Origin of the sequence: Actinotalea fermentans, from assembly GCF_007991475.1 — a bacterium.
Lineage (GTDB): Bacteria > Actinomycetota > Actinomycetes > Actinomycetales > Cellulomonadaceae > Actinotalea > Actinotalea fermentans.
Map to the genome: position 1 here is coordinate 41,453 of NZ_BJYK01000010.1, position 15,986 is coordinate 57,438.

General features: G+C 75.5%; 8 protein-coding genes. 4 read left to right on the top strand and 4 right to left on the bottom strand.

All coding sequences use genetic code 11. The features are described from left to right. A complete protein-coding gene (locus AFE02nite_RS15280; protein WP_052113835.1) occupies positions 1–2,199 on the bottom strand; it encodes an NTP transferase domain-containing protein in 2,199 nt (732 codons plus the stop codon). Positions 2,200–2,336: 137 nt separating this feature from the next. Beyond that, a complete protein-coding gene (locus AFE02nite_RS15285; protein ID WP_261765662.1) occupies positions 2,337–2,870 on the bottom strand; it encodes an acyltransferase in 534 nt (177 codons plus the stop codon). Between the two features lie 108 nt (positions 2,871–2,978). On the opposite strand from AFE02nite_RS15285, the gene AFE02nite_RS17525 reads away from it, so the two are divergent. The 3 genes from AFE02nite_RS17525 to AFE02nite_RS15300 all read left to right on the top strand — a co-directional run bounded on the left by AFE02nite_RS17525 (position 2,979) and on the right by AFE02nite_RS15300 (position 7,242). Beyond that, entirely contained in the window at positions 2,979–3,578 is a 600-nt protein-coding gene (locus AFE02nite_RS17525) for a TetR/AcrR family transcriptional regulator (protein WP_052113837.1), read from the top strand. 155 nt (positions 3,579–3,733) lie between these two features. After that, a complete protein-coding gene (locus AFE02nite_RS15295; protein WP_034247425.1) occupies positions 3,734–4,828 on the top strand; it encodes an FAD-dependent oxidoreductase in 1,095 nt (364 codons plus the stop codon). Between the two features lie 71 nt (positions 4,829–4,899). Then, on the top strand, positions 4,900–7,242 hold the full coding sequence (locus AFE02nite_RS15300) for an ATP-binding protein (RefSeq protein WP_146819974.1): 2,343 nt from the start codon (positions 4,900–4,902) through the stop codon (positions 7,240–7,242). Positions 7,243–7,246: 4 nt separating this feature from the next. Here AFE02nite_RS15300 and AFE02nite_RS15305 read toward each other — a convergent pair whose 3' ends face one another. After that, a complete protein-coding gene (locus AFE02nite_RS15305) occupies positions 7,247–13,831 on the bottom strand; it encodes an Ig-like domain-containing protein (RefSeq protein ID WP_034246259.1) in 6,585 nt (2,194 codons plus the stop codon). A 150-nt stretch (positions 13,832–13,981) separates the two neighbouring features. Further along, positions 13,982–14,746 carry a methyltransferase domain-containing protein gene (locus tag AFE02nite_RS15310; RefSeq protein ID WP_034246257.1) on the bottom strand — a complete coding sequence of 255 codons (765 nt, stop codon included), beginning with the start codon at positions 14,744–14,746 and terminating at the stop codon, positions 13,982–13,984. Between the two features lie 113 nt (positions 14,747–14,859). On the opposite strand from AFE02nite_RS15310, the gene mgrA reads away from it, so the two are divergent. Next, a complete protein-coding gene (mgrA, locus tag AFE02nite_RS15315) occupies positions 14,860–15,918 on the top strand; it encodes an L-glyceraldehyde 3-phosphate reductase (protein WP_034246255.1) in 1,059 nt (352 codons plus the stop codon). The last annotated feature ends 68 nt before the right edge of the window (positions 15,919–15,986 follow it).

Consider the following 15,986-nt stretch of genomic DNA (forward strand, 5'->3'; position numbering starts at 1 on the left):
TCAGACGCCGGCGGTGACGAAGCGCTCGAGCCAGGCGAGCATCTCGCGGGCCTTGTCGGGCGTGTCCGCCTCGACCGACATCCGCAGGAGCGGCTCGGTGCCGGAGAAGCGCAGGAGCGCCCAGTTGTCGTTCTCGAGGTAGAGCTTCACGCCGTCGAGGTGGCCGACGCGCAGCACCGGGTAGGGCCCGATGTGCGTGAGCGGCTCGGCCGCGAGGCGCCGCGGCACGGCCACGCGCATCTCCGGCGTCGACGGCACCGCGGCCTCGAGCGTGTGCAGGGTGCCCGTGATCGCGCGGACGTCGTCGAGCAGCTGGGAGATCGTCTTCCCGGTGCGCGCGAGCATCTCCACCACGAGGGCGCACGCGAAGATGCCGTCCTTGCCGAGCAGCCAGCCGCGGATCGTCAGGCCGCCCGAGGACTCCCCGCCGAGCACCGCGCCGATCTCCTCCATGGCGGCCACCACGTGCTTGAAGCCGACCTTCACCTCGAGCGCAGGCTCGCCGTAGTGCGCCGCCAGGCGGTCCAGCAGGTGCGTCGTCGCGAGGTTGCGCACGACGCCGCCCCGCTCGCCGCGGACCTCCCACAGGTACCAGTACAGGAGCAGCAGGAGGTCGTTGGTCGAGACGTACTCGCCGCGCTCGTCGACGATGCCGATCCGGTCGGAGTCGCCGTCGGTGGCCAGGCCCAGCTGGTAGCGCCCGGGCTCGTCGCGGATCATCCCGATGAGCGCGGACAGCCGCTGCAGGTCCGGCGCGGGCGCGACGCCGCCGAACAGCGGGTTGTGCGCCGCGTGGATGAAGTCGGCACGCACGCGCATGTCGGACAGGATCGTGCCGAGGGTCAGCTGGGAGGTGCCGTACATCGGGTCGACGACCACGCGCAGCTCGGACCCGCGGGCGGCGTCCACGTCGATGATCTGCTCGATCGCGTCGATGTACGGCTCGGTGAGCGGGCGCTCGTCGATCATCCCGGCCGACCGCGCGAGCTCGATGTCGAGCGTGATGACGTCGCGGACGCGCATCGCGTTCGCCTCGTCGGTGTACCGGTCCGTCTCCTCGTCCAGCGGCAGGGACCCGTCCGAGCGGAAGACCTTGATCCCGTTCCACTCCGGCGGGTTGTGGCTCGAGGTGACGATGATCCCGTAGGCCGCGCCCAGGTGCGGGGCGGCGAACGTGACCAGGGGGGTCGGGACGTCGTCGGGCAGCAGGCGCACGGGGACGCCGTTGCCGGCGAAGACCTCCGCCGCCGCGATCGCGGAGTCGCGCGACAGGAACCGCCGGTCGCCGCCGATGACCACGCCCTTGTCCTCCAGGCCCTGGCGCACCACCTCGTTGGCGATCGCCTGGGTGAGGCGGCGGACGTTGGCCAGCGTGTAGCCCTCGCCGATGACGGCGCGCCACCCGCCCGTGCCGAAGACGATCCGGGTGTCGGTGTTCTTGCGCGGGACGAAGAGCCGCTTGAGCACGATGTCCTCGGCCGCAGTGAGCTCGGCCGGGGTGTTGATGCCCTGCACCTCGTCCGTGTCGCGGATCCGGTACGCGGTGATCTCCAGCCCGCGCCCGATGACGCGCCGCGCCAGGTCCGTCAGCCGGTGCTCGCCGGCCGCGGCCATGTGGTCGAGCTCCTCGAAGAGCAGCGCCGGGGCGGCGACGTAGGCGCCGACGTTGACCTCCACGACCCCGTCGCCCGGCTCGCGCTCGACCTGCTCGTCGATGGCGACGATGCGGCCCGCCTCGCGCACGATCCGGCCGTACGCGGCGTCGGGGTGCGGCACGGAGGCGGTGAGGAGCGAGAGGGCGACCTGCTTGAGCTCGTGCCGGGTCAGCAGGCCCAGCAGCGACTCGACGCGCAGCAGGGGCGTGTCGGCGTACGTCACGAGCACGCGGTCCACGCCCGGCCCGACGGCGCCCCGGGCGGCGCGCACCGCGTCGCCGGTGCCGAGGCGCTCGGTCTGCTCCACGTATGTGAGGTCGTCCCCCAGGAGCGCCGGGAGCGCGGTGTCGCCCTGCGCGACGACGACGACGATCCGCTCGGCGGGGACCAGCGCGCGCACGTTCGCGAGCGCGACCTGCGCGACGGTCGAGTCGCCGAGCGGCCTGGTCAGCAGGTCGCGCGACGCGTCGTCCTGCCCCGCGGCGAGCACGACGGCGGCGCGGCTGGACCGGCGCTCGGACGGGGCTCGGGGATCGCTGGCCATGACTCTCCTGCCGCTGCGGGGCCGTCTGCGCGGGAGGCGTCGTCGGACCCGGCCCGCGCATCGTATTTGTTAGGAAAACTTACTAACAACAGTCTGCCACGTCCGTGCCAGGAACTCCAGACCGTCCGCGTCGCGCCCTACCGGGCCGGGGCGTTGTCCAGGGCGCGCACGGCGCGGGCCGGCACGCCGGCGTAGAGGGTGTGCGGGGCGCAGTCCTCCGTGACGACGGCGCCCGCCGCCACGACCGCGCCGGTCCCGATCGTCACGCCCGGCAGCACCGTCGCCCGCGCCCCGATCCAGACGCCGTCCTCGACCGTGACCGGCCGTGCCGTCATCGCACCCGCGCGCTTGTCCGGGCCGCCGAGCTCGTGGCTGCTCGTCACGAAGGACACCTGCATCGCGATGGCGCAGCGGGCCCCGATGGTCACCGGCGCCCAGGTGTCGAAGAGGCAGTGGTGCCCCACGTACGTCCCGCGGCCGATGCGCACGTCCCGCGACCCGAACCACACCCGGGAGGCGACGCCGCACCGCTCGACCGGCATCCCCACCGCACGCAGGGCGACCCAGCGGGCACGCGTGGGCAGGAGCGGAGACCCGATGACCGCGTTCAGCAGGACGTCGCGCGCAGCCCCGAGCAGCGCGCGACGGACGGTGCCGACAACCCTCGTCACCGGTCCGACGCTACCGACGATCCACGCGCGCGCGACCGGAGCCGAACCACCACGAGCCGCCACATCGTCGGGCAGACGTGTGACGCACGTCACGGTTACGCTCGCAGTGTGAGCGACGACGTGACCGACGACGTGACCGACGACCAGGTCTCCCTGCGGCGCGACGCGCGACGCAACAGAGCCGCCCTCGTCGCGGCGGCCGAGGTGGAGTTCGCGCTCGAGGGCCCCGACGTCCCGCTCGACGCCGTCGTCCGCCGGGCCGGCGTCGGCCGCGGCACCCTCTACCGCCACTTCGCCGGGCGCGTCGACCTCGCCGTGGCGATCTACGAGCGGCACATCACCGAGCACGAGGCCTTCGTCGCGGAGCACGAGGACGAGCCCGACCTCGTCTTCCGGCTGCTCGAGCGGATGGCCGAGGTGCAGGCGCACGCCCGCGGGGTCGCCATGGTGCTCGCCCGCGAGTCCGACGGCGAGGCACGGATCCAGCACCTCATCGCCCGGATCATTGCGATGTTCGAGACGACGCTCGCCCGCGGCCGGGAGGCGGGCATCGTCTCCCCCGACATGTCGGCGAGCGACCTGATGCTCGTGCTCTCGATGCTCGAGGGGGCGCTCGTCGGCGTCCCGCTCGACGACGCCCGCGACGTCGCCCGCCGCGTCGTCGAGATCGTCACGCCCGCCCTGCGCTCGGTGCCCACCCCCGCCTGAGGCGCGCGCGGCCGGCGCCCGGGTGCGCCCTGCCACGCGGCACGCCGCCGCGCGTGGGCGGTGGGTCCGGCATCGGACCCGGGCGTGGCACGATGGCCGGGAACGATGGCCGGGAACGATCGCGGCCGGTGGACGGCGGACTGCGAGGGGAACCGATGGCACGCGTGGTGGTGGTCGGGGGCGGCTACGGCGGAGCGAGTGTGGCCAAGCGCCTCGACGACGTCGCCGACGTGGTGCTGGTGGAGCCCAAGGACGCGTTCGTCCACTCGAGCGCGGCGCTGCGCGCCGTCGTGGACCCGGCCTGGCAGGACCGCGTCTTCTACCCCTACGACCAGCTGCTCACCCGCGGGCGCGTCGTGCGGGACTGGGCCCGCCGGGTGTCGCCGACGCGCGTCGACCTCTCGCCGTACGAGTCCGTGCGACCCGACTACCTCGTGCTGGCCACGGGCACGGCGTACCCCTTCCCCGCCAAGTTCCTCGAGGACGAGTCGGCCGTCGCCGTGGCCCGCCTGCAGCGCCTGCGCGACGACCTGGCCCGGTGCGAGCGCGTGCTCGTCGTCGGCGGCGGGCCCGTCGGTCTCGAGCTGGCCGGCGAGCTGACCTCGGCCTTTCCCGACCTCGCGGTCACCGTCGTCGACGAGGCCGAGGACGTCCTCACGGCCGGCGACTTCCTGCCCGAGCTGCGCACCGCCGTCCGCGGTCAGCTCGCCGAGCGCGGCGTCGACTTCCTCACCGGCGCCCGCCTCGCCTACCTGCCCCCGATCGACGTCGGCACGTACGAGCCGTTCACCGTCGAGACCACCGACCGCAGCCAGGTGCGGGCCCAGATGTGGTTCCGGTGCTTCGGCTCGCGGCCGCAGACCGGCTACGTCGACGAGGACCTCGCCGCGGCCCGGCGCCCGGACGGGCGCCTGCGCGTGACGGAGTACCTCACGGTCGTCGGGCAGGACACGGTCTTCGCCGTCGGGGACATCACCGACGTGCCGGAGAGCAAGCGCGCGTCGGCCGCCGCCGAGCACGCCCTCGTGGTCGCCCAGAACATCACCGACCTCATCGCCGGACGCCGCCCGAGCGCCCGCTACCGGGCCGCCGACGAGCGCATCGTCCTGCCGCTCGGACCGCAGGGCGGCGCGTCGCAGCTCGGCGTGCCCGGGGGCGGCCGCGAGGTCGTCGGCCCCGAGCAGACCAGCCAGATCAAGGGTGCGGACCTGTTCTCGACGGCGGTCGCAGAGCTCTTCGGCCGCGCCTGAGCCTGGCCTGAGCCGCCGACGTCACCCGGGCGGCCGGAGCTGTCGACGGGCGTGACCCCTACACTGCGACCGTGCCCGTCGCGGACCCGACCTTCGGCGTACTGCTCCGTGACCTGCGCGAACGCGCCGGGCTCACGCAGGAGGAGCTCGCCGCGCGGGCGAACCTCACGCCGCACGGCGTCAGCGCCCTCGAGCGCGGCGTCCGCACCCGGCCGTACCCGCACACGGTCCGCTCGCTCGCGGACGCCCTGGGCCTGGACCCCGAGGCGCGGGCCGCGCTCATCGCCGCCGTGCGACGCCGCGCCGCCGCCTCGCTCGTCCCCGGCCCCGCGCAGCCCGACACCGCACCGCGGGCGGAGCAGCCGGTCGCGACGTCCGTCACGGTCCCCCTGACGGCCCTGCACGGGCGCGACGCCGACCTCGCCGCGCTGCGCACCCTGCTCACCTCCGGCGGCGCCAGGCTCGTGACGCTCACCGGCCCGGGCGGCGTCGGGAAGACGCGCCTCGCCGTCGCGGTGCTCGACGCCGCGGCCGACACCCGCGAGGCGTTCGCCGTCGGCCTGGCGAACCTCACGGACGCCACCCAGGTGCTCCCCGCCCTGGCCCGGGCCGTCGGGCTGCGCGCCGACGGCGACCTCGTCACCGCCGTCGCCGGCCACCTCGCCGGACGGCGGGCCGTGCTGCTCCTGGACAACGCCGAGCACCTCCTGGCGGCCGCCCCCGACGTGGCCCGGCTCGTCGCCCAGTGCCCGGACCTCGTCGCGCTCGTCACGTCGCGGTCGCCGCTGCGCGTGCGCGGGGAGCACGAGTACCCCGTCGCGCCCCTCGCCCTGCCCGCCGCGGACGAGCACGACCTCGCCCGGCTCGTCGCGTCGCCCGCCGGCGCGCTGCTCCTCGAGCGCGCCCGCGCGGTCGCCCCCGACCTCCCGCTCGGACCGGACGACGTCGCCGCGCTCGCGGAGACGTGCCGGCGCCTCGCCGGCCTCCCGCTCGCCCTCGAGCTGGCCGCGGCCCGGGCCCGGCTCCTCGACCCGCGCACGTTGCTGCGCCGCCTCGACGAGGCCCCCACCTCCACGGCGCGCGACCTGCCGTCGCGCCACCAGACGATGCGCGCGACGCTCGACTGGAGCTACCGGCTGCTGGACGAGCCCAGCCAGGCCGCGTTCCGACTCCTCGGCGTCTTCCACGGCGGCGCCACGCTCGAGGCGTTCGAGGCGGTCGCCGCGCGGGTCCTGCCCGACGGCACCGACACCCTGGCCACGCTCGAGGCCCTCGTCGAGCAGTCGCTCGTGGTCGTCCGACCGGGGTCGGACGGCCGGCGCCGGTTCACCATGCTCGAGCCCGTCGCCCAGTACGCGCGGTCGATCCTCACCGGCGACGAGCGGGAGCGCGCCGTCGCGACGCACACCGCCTGGGTGCTCGGCCTGGCCGAGCGGGCCGCCGACGGCTACATGCTCGACGACCAGGTGGCGTGGCTGGCCCGCATGGAGTCGGAGGAGGCGAACGTCGACGCCGCCTTCGAGCGCGCCGTCGGGGCCGGCGACGGCCTGGTCGCGGGGCGCCTGACGTGGGCGATGTGGCTCTACTGGTGGCTGCGCGGGCAGCTCGACGAGGGACTGCGCTGGGCGCTGGCCGCGCTCGAGCTCCCCGCTCCCCCGCGCGTGCACGCCTACGCCTCGCTCACGGCAGCGGCGATGAGCTTCGCCGCCGAGCGGTACGAGGACAGCGCCGAGCGCTGGGCGACCGCCGGGCGGTACGCCCGCGAGCACGACGACGTCGACGTCGCGGCGCACGCGCACGCCGGCGAGGGCCTGGTGCGGCTGGCCACGGGCGACCTCGCCGGGGCCGAGTCCTCGTTCCGGACGGCCGCCGCGCTGCCGACGTCCGGGAGCCTCGTCACGCGCTGGCTGAAGGGCCTGTGCCACGCCTGGCTCGGCACGACGCTGCTGCTGGGCGGCGACCGCGCCGGCGCGAGCGAGGCCGCCCGGGTGGGCCTGGCCTCGGCGGACGAGCGCGGCGACCGCCTGGCGGCCTACATCGCGCTGTTCACCCTCGCCCAGGCCGCGATCGGCGACGGCGACCACGACACCGCCCGCGCCCACCTCGACGAGGGCATCCGGCTCTCGGGCGAGACGCGCGACCTCGCCAACCTCGCGTTCTTCCTCGAGGCCCTCGCGGTCGTCGAGTCGGCCGCCGGGCGGCACGAGCGGGTCGCGCTCCTGCTGGGCGCGGCCGAGGGCCTGCGCGAGGAGGTCGGCGCCCGGGTCTACGGCTACTACCAGCCGGACGAGCGGCTCCTCCGCGCCGCCGTGGCGGCCGCCCGCGACGCCCTCGGCGAGGACGCGTACGAGGACGCGGCCGACGCCGGCCGGTCACTCGACGCGGCCGGCGCCGTCCACGCCGCCCTGGGCTGACGCGTCACACGACGGCGACCAGACCGACCAGCCGCGTGGTCGCGGCCGCCGCGTCGGGCGCACCCGGCTGGGTGTCGTAGACGACCCGCCCGGTCGCCCGCTCGCGCACCTGGAGCCGCACGCGGTCGCCGAGGAACGTGCGCCCGCGGTCGAGCGTCACGGTGAAGGCGTAGTCGCCCCGGCCGCCGAGGGTCCCCCGGCCCGTGACCACCACCCGCGCGCCGTCGACGGTGACCAGGTCGTGGCCCGTCGAACGCAGGGTCCCCAGGCGCGGCAGCCCGAGCGTCGTGAGCCCCGCGACCGAGCCGTCGGCCCGCGCCGTGACCGCGAGCGCGACGCTCCCCGCGCGCCCGCCCTGGACGTACGCGCCGACCGCCGCGACCGACCCCACGAACCCGACCCGTCCCGGCACCGTCACCTCGCGGACGGCCTCGGCCTCGAGCGCGACACCGCCGTGGTCGACGACCGTCACCGGGACGGTGACCTGCAGGACCGACCCCGGCGCCGGCGGCGCCGACGGACGGAACCGGAACGAACGCGCCAGCTCCCCCGTGGGCGACTGCTGCGGGTCCACCGCCTCGAGCGTGCCCGGGACCGGCGCACCGGCCGACGTGACGCGCACGCCCGCCTGCACCGACGCCACCGACATCCACTCGTCGAAGGTGAGGTCGACGTCGTCGGCGCCCTCGGTCAGCGCGACCGACGCGACCGCGGGGGCGGCGAGCCGGTGCAGGCCGACGTTGACGTCGTAGTGCTCCGGAAGCACCTGGAGCGGCTCGCTGTACGCCGTGCGGTAGCCCGGCTTCTCGTACCGCACCAGCCACCAGCCCGGCAGCACGTCCCAGCCGTACCGGCCGTCCGACGTCGTGACCTGCGGGTTGGACTGCCCGAAGGCTGCCGCGTCCCACTGCGTCCACGGGCCGTCGGGGCCCGGGCCGGTCAGCACCGTGGCCGTCACGCCATCGACCCGCTGGCTCTCCAGCGCCTCGTAGACGAAGCCGCTCGGGTCGAAGATCCAGGTCGGCCGTGCGGCCGGCGGGTTGCCGGGCTCGCGCGGGATCCACTGGATCCGCTTGTCGCACTTCTTCTCGCGGGCCATCACGTACTCGGTGATCTGCGCCATCTCGTCGTTGACCATCTGACCGATGCCGAGGTCGAGCGTCTCCGAGATGGCCGTGTCCGCGCCGAGCGCCACGATGCCGCCGAGGGCGCCACCGACCCACGAGCCGCCGAGGAGGCCGAGGAGGTTCAGCAGGTCGCTGCCCGTCCGGTAGACCACGACGGTCGCGCGGCTGTAGTCGACCTGCTCCTGCATCTGGTCGGCGATGTCCGGCGAGCAGGGCCGGATCTCCTCGTTGATGTAGGTCTCCAGCTCCGCGAGCTTGTACTCCTCGTCGCCGGTGCCCAGCCAGGACTTGAGCTGGTTCACGGTGATGCCGCCCGCGGACTTCAGCTTGAGCACGATGTCGATCGCGACCCCCGCCTTGTCCACCCAGCCGAGCGGCATGAAGGCGACCGCGTCCGGCACGAGCGCCGAGTCCGGCGCCAGGTAGGACACCGGGACGGTGCCGCGGATCCGGATCTCGTACCCGTCGGAGTGCTCGGTGCCCGTCACGGACAAGCCGTGGGCGGGCACACCGCTCGCCCGCTGCAACAGCTGGTCCGCCGCGGTGGGCTCGTACTCCTCGACGAGCGTCGTGCGCACCGTGCCCTCGACCGGGACACCCGTCCCGCCCAGCAGGAAGCCGACGGCGCGCTCGTCGCCCGAGCCCTCCACGACCGCCTCCCGCGGGTCGTTGAACGGGGCCTGCGTCAGGTGCCGCAGCTCCGTGACCGTCGGCACGTCCAGGTCGTCGATCGTGGCGACCGGGACGCCGTCGACCTCGTAGTCCACCCAGATGTCCCCGACCTCGGCCGACGACGCCGGGTGGACGACCGCCGTGCAGGCGTTCCCCGTGCAGGTGCCCGTCGCCACGGCGTTGCCCACGTGCGCGACGTAGTCGTGCACCCGGGAGGCGTCGGCGAACTCGGCCGTCACGGTGACCGGTCGGCTCGGGACGTAGACCATCGTGAACGCGGCCACGCCCTGGCTCGGGTCGATCGCGATGCTCCGCGAGCCCGCCGCGGTCACGCCGGCGTTGTCGACGACGATGCGCGTCGGCTGGACGAACGTCGGCTCGTACCGGACCGTCCACGGGCCCGAGGAGAGCGCGACGCCGTCGGCGCTCGCGTACGCCCGCAGCTCGTGCAGGGAACCGCGCTGGGCGATGGGCAGCGTGACGTCGACCGTGAAGCGCCCACCCGGTCCGGCGGTGGCACCACCGACGACGACGTCGCCCTGGCGCACCTCGACCGGCACGCCCGCGGGAGCCGTCCCGGTGAGCCGGAAGGACTCCGAGACGACGGTCCGCGGCCCGGTCAACGTGACCCCGGCCACCTGGCCGACGACCGCGCCGAGCTGCCGCAGCGTGCCGCCGAAGTCCTCGACCACGGCGACCGCTGACCGCACGGTGCCCGACGGCGCCGCCGGGTCGACCCGCACGGAGTACCGGACGACGGTCGCGGCTGAGCCGGTCAGGGGCACCCGCACCTCGCCGCCGGCGAACGTCGCCGCCACGGGCGCGCCGTCGACGGTGACGGACGCGGCCTCGAGCGTCGTCCCCGCGGGGATCGTCGCGCGCAGCGCGGACCGGCCGTCGCCGCCCGCGGGCAGCTCGACCCGGAAGGTCAGGAGCCCGCCCGGGATGACCGGCGTCGGCAGCGCCTGCATGACGGTGGCCGTGCCGGTGGTCTCCGGGGAGAGCGGCACCGTGCCCAGGTCGACGAGGCGACCGTCCGCGACGGACACCACGACCGGCGCCGACAGGGCACTGCCCGACCGGAACACCACCCGGTACGTGCCGGCCTCGGGCACGCCCAGCGTCGCCTCGGCGCCGTAGCCGCCTGCGGTGCCCGCCGGGGCCCACGTCCCGGTCGTCGACTGGCGGAGCACCGTCGCCGTCCACGAGGCGACGCCGACGCCGGACCCGTCGACGAGCCGTGCCGTGACCCCGCCGGCCTGCACGAGGTCCAGCCGGAGCTCGACGTCGGCCTCGCGGCCGAGGGTCACCCGGGCGCAGCCGTGGCTGAGGCCGCGCTCCAGGCCGTAGGCACAGAGCTCGACCACGTCACCCTCCGCGCCCACGACGGGCACGAGCGGACCGGCGGGCACGTAGCGCCCGGCGACCGTGAGCGAGACCCGCAGGTGGGTGTTGGTCGCCCAGTCCATGGGCTGCTCCGTCGGCTCGCCACCCGCGTTGGTCGTGAACAGCCGGGGCCGGACCACGTACGCCGGGACCGGCAGCAGGTCCAGTGCGACCCGGTTCGCGTCCCCGGGTGCGAGGCGCGCCGGCGTACCGCCGGAGAGCCGGCCCGGCGCCGTCGCGGTGACGTCCGCGGCGCCCGCAAGCGCGGGGATCGCCGCGACGCCGTCGGCGGCCGTGACCGCGTTGAACACCCAGTCGCGCCCGTCCACCCGCTGGCGGACGGTCACCGTGGCCCCCGGCAGCGCGGCGCCGTCGGCCCGCACGCTCGCGGTGACCGACGAGGCGGGCAGCACCTCCGAGCGGAGCTCGACCGTCTGAGCGCCCGGCTCGAGCACGGTGCGCACCGAGGGCTGGCTGACGGTTCGCGACTGGTCGTCCAGCCGCGTGCTGACGACGACCTCGGTCCCGTGCGGGAGCCCGTCGACGCCGACGTCGGTGGCCCCGGAGGCAAGGCGCCGGGTCGCCAGGAGGGTCCCCTCCGCGTCGTGGACCCGGACCGTCTGCGCCGGCGCCGGCTGGCCGTCCGGCGGCAGCACCCGGACCGTGACGACCGCGTGCCGCACCGGGGTCAGGTCCAGCGCCACGGGCGTCGCCGCGCGGACGCTGAACGTCGAGCGGGCGACGGTGTCTCCGTCGCTTGTCACGAGGCTCGCCGTCCATGTCCCTGGCGAGAGCGGCACCGCCGCCTCACCGGGAGCCGTCGCCGACTGACGCTGGGTACCCCGCGGGCCGGCCAGCACGAGCTCCAGCCCGGGCAGGTCGTGCTCGCTCGCGGCGACGGACAGGTCGAGGCGACCGCTGACCGGCCCCACCGTCCCACCGCGGGTGTGGGCGCGCGCCCCGTCGGCGAGGACCACCTCGGCCCACCCGACCGCCGGCAGCTCGCCGTCGAGGCGGTACGGCGCGATCGCGTACACACCGGGCGCGGTCTCCGCCATCGGCATCGTCACGTCGGGGGCCGCGACGGTGCGCTGGCCCGCGTCGGCCCAGATGCGCAGCGCGGCCGTCATGCCCGGCTCGCCCTCCGCCACGGCGGTGAGGTCGCTGCCGAGAACCAGGGCGGCGCCGTCGGCCGTGCGCGGCGCCTCGACGGCGAGCCGCTGCACGCCCTCGCTCGCGGTCGTGGTGAGGAGGGTCCCGGTGTGCTCGCGCTCGGGCCAGTCGAGGCCCAGCACGGCGACCACTCGCCACAGGTACGTCGCGCGGGGCACGAGGTCGCCTGCGGAGATGCTCAGCATGCCCGTACCGGGCCCCGTCGTCCCGGCTGCCGTCCACGTCGTCTCACGCGTCGGCGACCACATCTGGCGCTCGAGCCGGTAGTGGTCCACGGGCACACCCGCGGGCAGACCCTCGAACTCCATCCGCACGTCGACGGCGCGCACCTCGGCGGGGACGAGATCGCCGCGCTCGGGGAGGTCGGTGCGCTCCGTCGTCGGGGCCGACCACGCACGCGTGGACCCGTCAGCGAGAACCACGTCGACGCGGTAGTCGAACCAGGTCAGGAGCGGCAGGCCCGCGTCGGTGAACTCGGTCGCCGCCGACGCCGCGACGTCGGCCACGGGGACCCACGCCGACGTGTCGCCGACCGAACCGCTCGCGAGCTGGCCGCCGTCACGGCGCAGCACCCGGTAGGCCGCCACGGTGCCGCCGACGCGGTCGTCCGCGGCCTCCCACGAGAGCACGATCGTGTCCGGACCCTGCCGGGAGAGGAATACCTGCGCGCCGCCGCGCGCCTCGGCCGTCAGGGGGCTCCCGGCGTTCCCGGCGGCGTCCAGTGCCCGCACGGAGTAGGTCGTCCAGACGTGCGCCCGGTCCATCAGCAGGCTCACGTCGTAGGACGGGGCCGACGGCGGGACGACCGCCAACGGGCGCCCGTCCGCCACGATCTCGTAGCCGCGCAGCTGACCGTCGTCGGTCGCGGTCGGCCAGGCCAGCCGCAGCGCGTCGCGCGCCAGGGGCGTCGCGGTCAGTGCGGCGCCGTCGGGCCACACGGGTGCGGTCGTGTCCGCCGGGCCCTCGTTGCGGACGGCCGCGACCACCGTGTCGCCCACCCACAGGGCGACCACCGAGCCGTCGTACGACGGCGCCGCGCGCCAGGCCCGCTCGCCCAAGGGGTACGTGGGCTGGCCCTCGACCGGCTCCTCCCACGGCTCGTCCTCCGACGATCCGGCGACCTTCACCGGCACACCGTCGGGCAGGGTGACCGCCCACACGCGACCGGGCAGCGAGCCCTCGTCGTACTGGACGTCGTCGTACACGACGACGGTGCCGTCGCCGCTGATGCGGGGGCGTGCGGCCGACGACACGCCCTCGGCCACGGGGACCGGCGTGCGCACGGGGACGGCTGCGCTGGTGTCGACGGCGACGAGCCCGTCCTCGGCCTGGTAGACGACCGTCGACCCGTCCGCGTCGAGCGACGGCTGCGTGCCGTAGGCGGCGTCGGTCAGCCCCGCCCGGCGCGTGAGGTCGGCCGCGGCGACCGCGACCGCACGCACGGACGTCGGCTCGCCGTTCTCGTCGAGCGGGCCCGGCACGAGCTCCACCCAGGCGAGGGTGCTGCCGTCGTCGCTGATCGTGACGTCGTTCGCCCAGTCCGGCAGGGCCAGGGACGCCTCCACCGTGCCGGCGACGACGTCGACGACCTCGACGCGGTGGCTCGGCTCCTCGCTCCACGGATCGCCGAGGAGCACGACGGCACGGGAGCCGTCACCCGAGACGTCGACGGCGCGGGCGGGCGTCTCTCCCGCCTCCGGGGAGCGCGGCAGGCGCGCGATCGACCCGTCCGGCCGGGCGATGAAGGCCTCCTCGGCGGCCGCGCCCGGCTCGGCGACGGACTCGTCGTCGAGGGTCACCCAGACGACGGTGCCACCGTCCGCCGACAGCGCAGCCCGCTGGGCGCCGAACGCTCCCGCGGGCTGGTCAGGCGCCCCCGCGACGTGGTCCACCAGCCGCGTGGTGCCTGCGACGCGGTCACGCAGGAGCAGGCCGCTGCGGGCTCCCGGCAGGCCGTACGTCGCGTAGAGCACCTCGGTCCCCGACGCGCTCACGTCGACGACGGTGTTCAGGATCTCGCCCTCACCCGGGTAGTCGCCACTGACGGGCTGCAGGCTGTACGCGGCGGGTCCGGCGGCGGTCGAGAGTGCGGTCGCCGGGGCGGTCGCGGGTGCGGTCGCCGGCATCGGCGCGGCCGCAGCCGGGATGCCGACGCCGATCAGGCCGCCGACGAGGGCGGAGACGAGCAGGTGGGGGGCGCGCCGTCGTCGGGCGCGGGCAGCAGCAGGCACGGGGGTCCTCAGGGTCGAAGGGAGGCACGGCCCCGGTCACGGGTCGCCATGCCACGCCCAGCGTCCCGGCGGGCAGCGGCCCGCGACCACGGGCAGCACCCGCACACCACCCGCACACTTCGCCCGGGCGGCCTGCGCGCCCGCCCCGTGCTACCGCGCGGGCGCTCGGCGGGCCTCGATGAGCGTCCGCGTCGAGTGCGCGACGAAGCTGCCGTGCGCGCGGATGTGCGCGTCCATCCGGAGCAGCGCCTCGCGGTACCTGGTCACGTCGAAGTCGGGGACCCACCAGACGCAGCGCCGCAGGATCCAGACCACCGCGCCGACGTCGCCGAACACCATCCGGCAGTGCGCCGTACGCAGGTCGACGATGTCCAGCCCCGCCGCGGCGGCGGCCGCCGCCTCCCGGCGCGGGTCGCGTTCCTGGCGCGCGTCGTCCCCGAGGGGGCCGCGGAACCACTCGATGAGCTCGAACGCGGACCCGGGGCCGACGTGCTGGGCGAGGTACGTCCCGCCGTCGGCGAGCACGCGCGCGATCTCGCCGAACGCCGGCGCCACCGGATGGCGGCTCGTCACCAGCTCGAAAATCCCGTCCGGGAAGGGCAGCGGCGCACCCTGCTCCACGGCCACCACGTCCACGCCGCGCGGCGCCAGGAGCTCGCGGGCCCGGGCGACGTTGGGCGGCCACGCCTCGGTGACGGCCATGCGGGGCGGGAGCACCGGCATCTGGGCGACCACCTCACCGCCACCCGTGTCCAGGTCGAGCGCGGACCGCGCCGTCGCCAGCCGGCCCGCGACGAGCCGCGCGTAGCCCCAGGGCGGACGCTCCTCCGTGGCACGGCCGTCCAGCCAGCCGAAGTCCCACCCGGTGACGTCCGCGCGCTCCGCCTCGTCGACCAGCTCCTCGAAGGTCCGCATCCCCGCATCCTCGCCGCCGCGTCAACGGCATTCCCGCGCGGGGCGCCACCGCGCGTCCGGACCGGACGCCGCGCGTCACGGCCCGGCGACGCCCGGGTGGCAGAGTTGCACCCATGACGTACCTCGCCGACGACGCCCGCTACGACGCCATGACCTACCGCCGCACCGGCCGCAGCGGGCTGGACCTGCCGCTGCTGTCCCTCGGGCTGTGGCAGAACTTCGGCGACCGGAGCCCGCTGGACACCCAGCGCGCCGTGATCCGCCGCGCTTTCGACGCGGGCATCACCCACATCGACCTGGCGAACAACTACGGCCCGCCCTACGGGTCGGCCGAGCGCAACTTCGGGCGCATCCTGCGCGAGGACCTCGCGCCGTACCGCGACGAGCTGGTCATCTCCACCAAGGCCGGCTACGACATGTGGCCCGGCCCCTACGGCCAGGGCGGCGGCTCGCGGAAGTACCTGCTGGCGAGCCTGGACCAGTCGCTGGCGCGGATGGGCCTGGACTACGTCGACATCTTCTACAGCCACCGCTTCGACCCGACGACGCCGCTCGAGGAGACGATGGGCGCGCTCGACACGGCCGTCCGGTCGGGCAAGGCGCTGTACGCGGGGATCTCGAGCTACTCCCCCGCGGACACCCGCCGGGCCGCCGCGATCCTGGCCGACCTCGGCACCCCGCTGCTCATCCACCAGCCCTCGTACTCGATGCTCAACCGGTGGATCGAGACCGAGGGCCTGCTCGACGCCGTCGAGGAGCTCGGCGTCGGCGTCATCGCGTTCTCCCCGCTCGCGCAGGGCATGCTCACGGGCAAGTACCTCGGCGGTGTGCCGGACGACTCGCGGGCCGCGACCGGCACGTCCCTCGCCCCGACGCTGCTCACCGAGCAGGCCCTCACGCACATCCGTGCGCTCGACGCGATGGCCCGCGACCGCGGGCAGACGCTCGCGCAGATGGCCCTCGCGTGGGCGCTGCGTGACACCCGCGTCACGTCGCTCGTCATGGGCGCCCGCAACCTCGAGCAGCTCGAGCAGAACCTGGGTGCGCTGGCCAACCTGGAGTTCTCCGACGAGGAGCTCGCGGCGATCGACCAGCACGCCGTCGACGCCGGCATCGACATCTGGGCGACCTCGCGCGGTGCCGAGGGCCCGCCGCGCCCGAAGAAGCGCTGACGCCCGACGGCGGTCGCCCGCAGCCCCACCGGGCCCCTGCCCAGCCCCGGCTCATCCCCTGACCCACC

What these genes read in the sequence shown, in the direction of transcription:
- mgrA (WP_034246255.1), top strand. Translation starts at nt 14,860, where the DNA reads ATGACGTACCTCGCCGACGACGCCCGCTACGACGCCATGACCTACCGC.
- AFE02nite_RS15280 (WP_052113835.1), bottom strand. Translation starts at nt 2,199, where the DNA reads ATGGCCAGCGATCCCCGAGCCCCGTCCGAGCGCCGGTCCAGCCGCGCC.
- AFE02nite_RS15310 (WP_034246257.1), bottom strand. Translation starts at nt 14,746, where the DNA reads ATGCGGACCTTCGAGGAGCTGGTCGACGAGGCGGAGCGCGCGGACGTC.
- AFE02nite_RS15295 (WP_034247425.1), top strand. Translation starts at nt 3,734, where the DNA reads ATGGCACGCGTGGTGGTGGTCGGGGGCGGCTACGGCGGAGCGAGTGTG.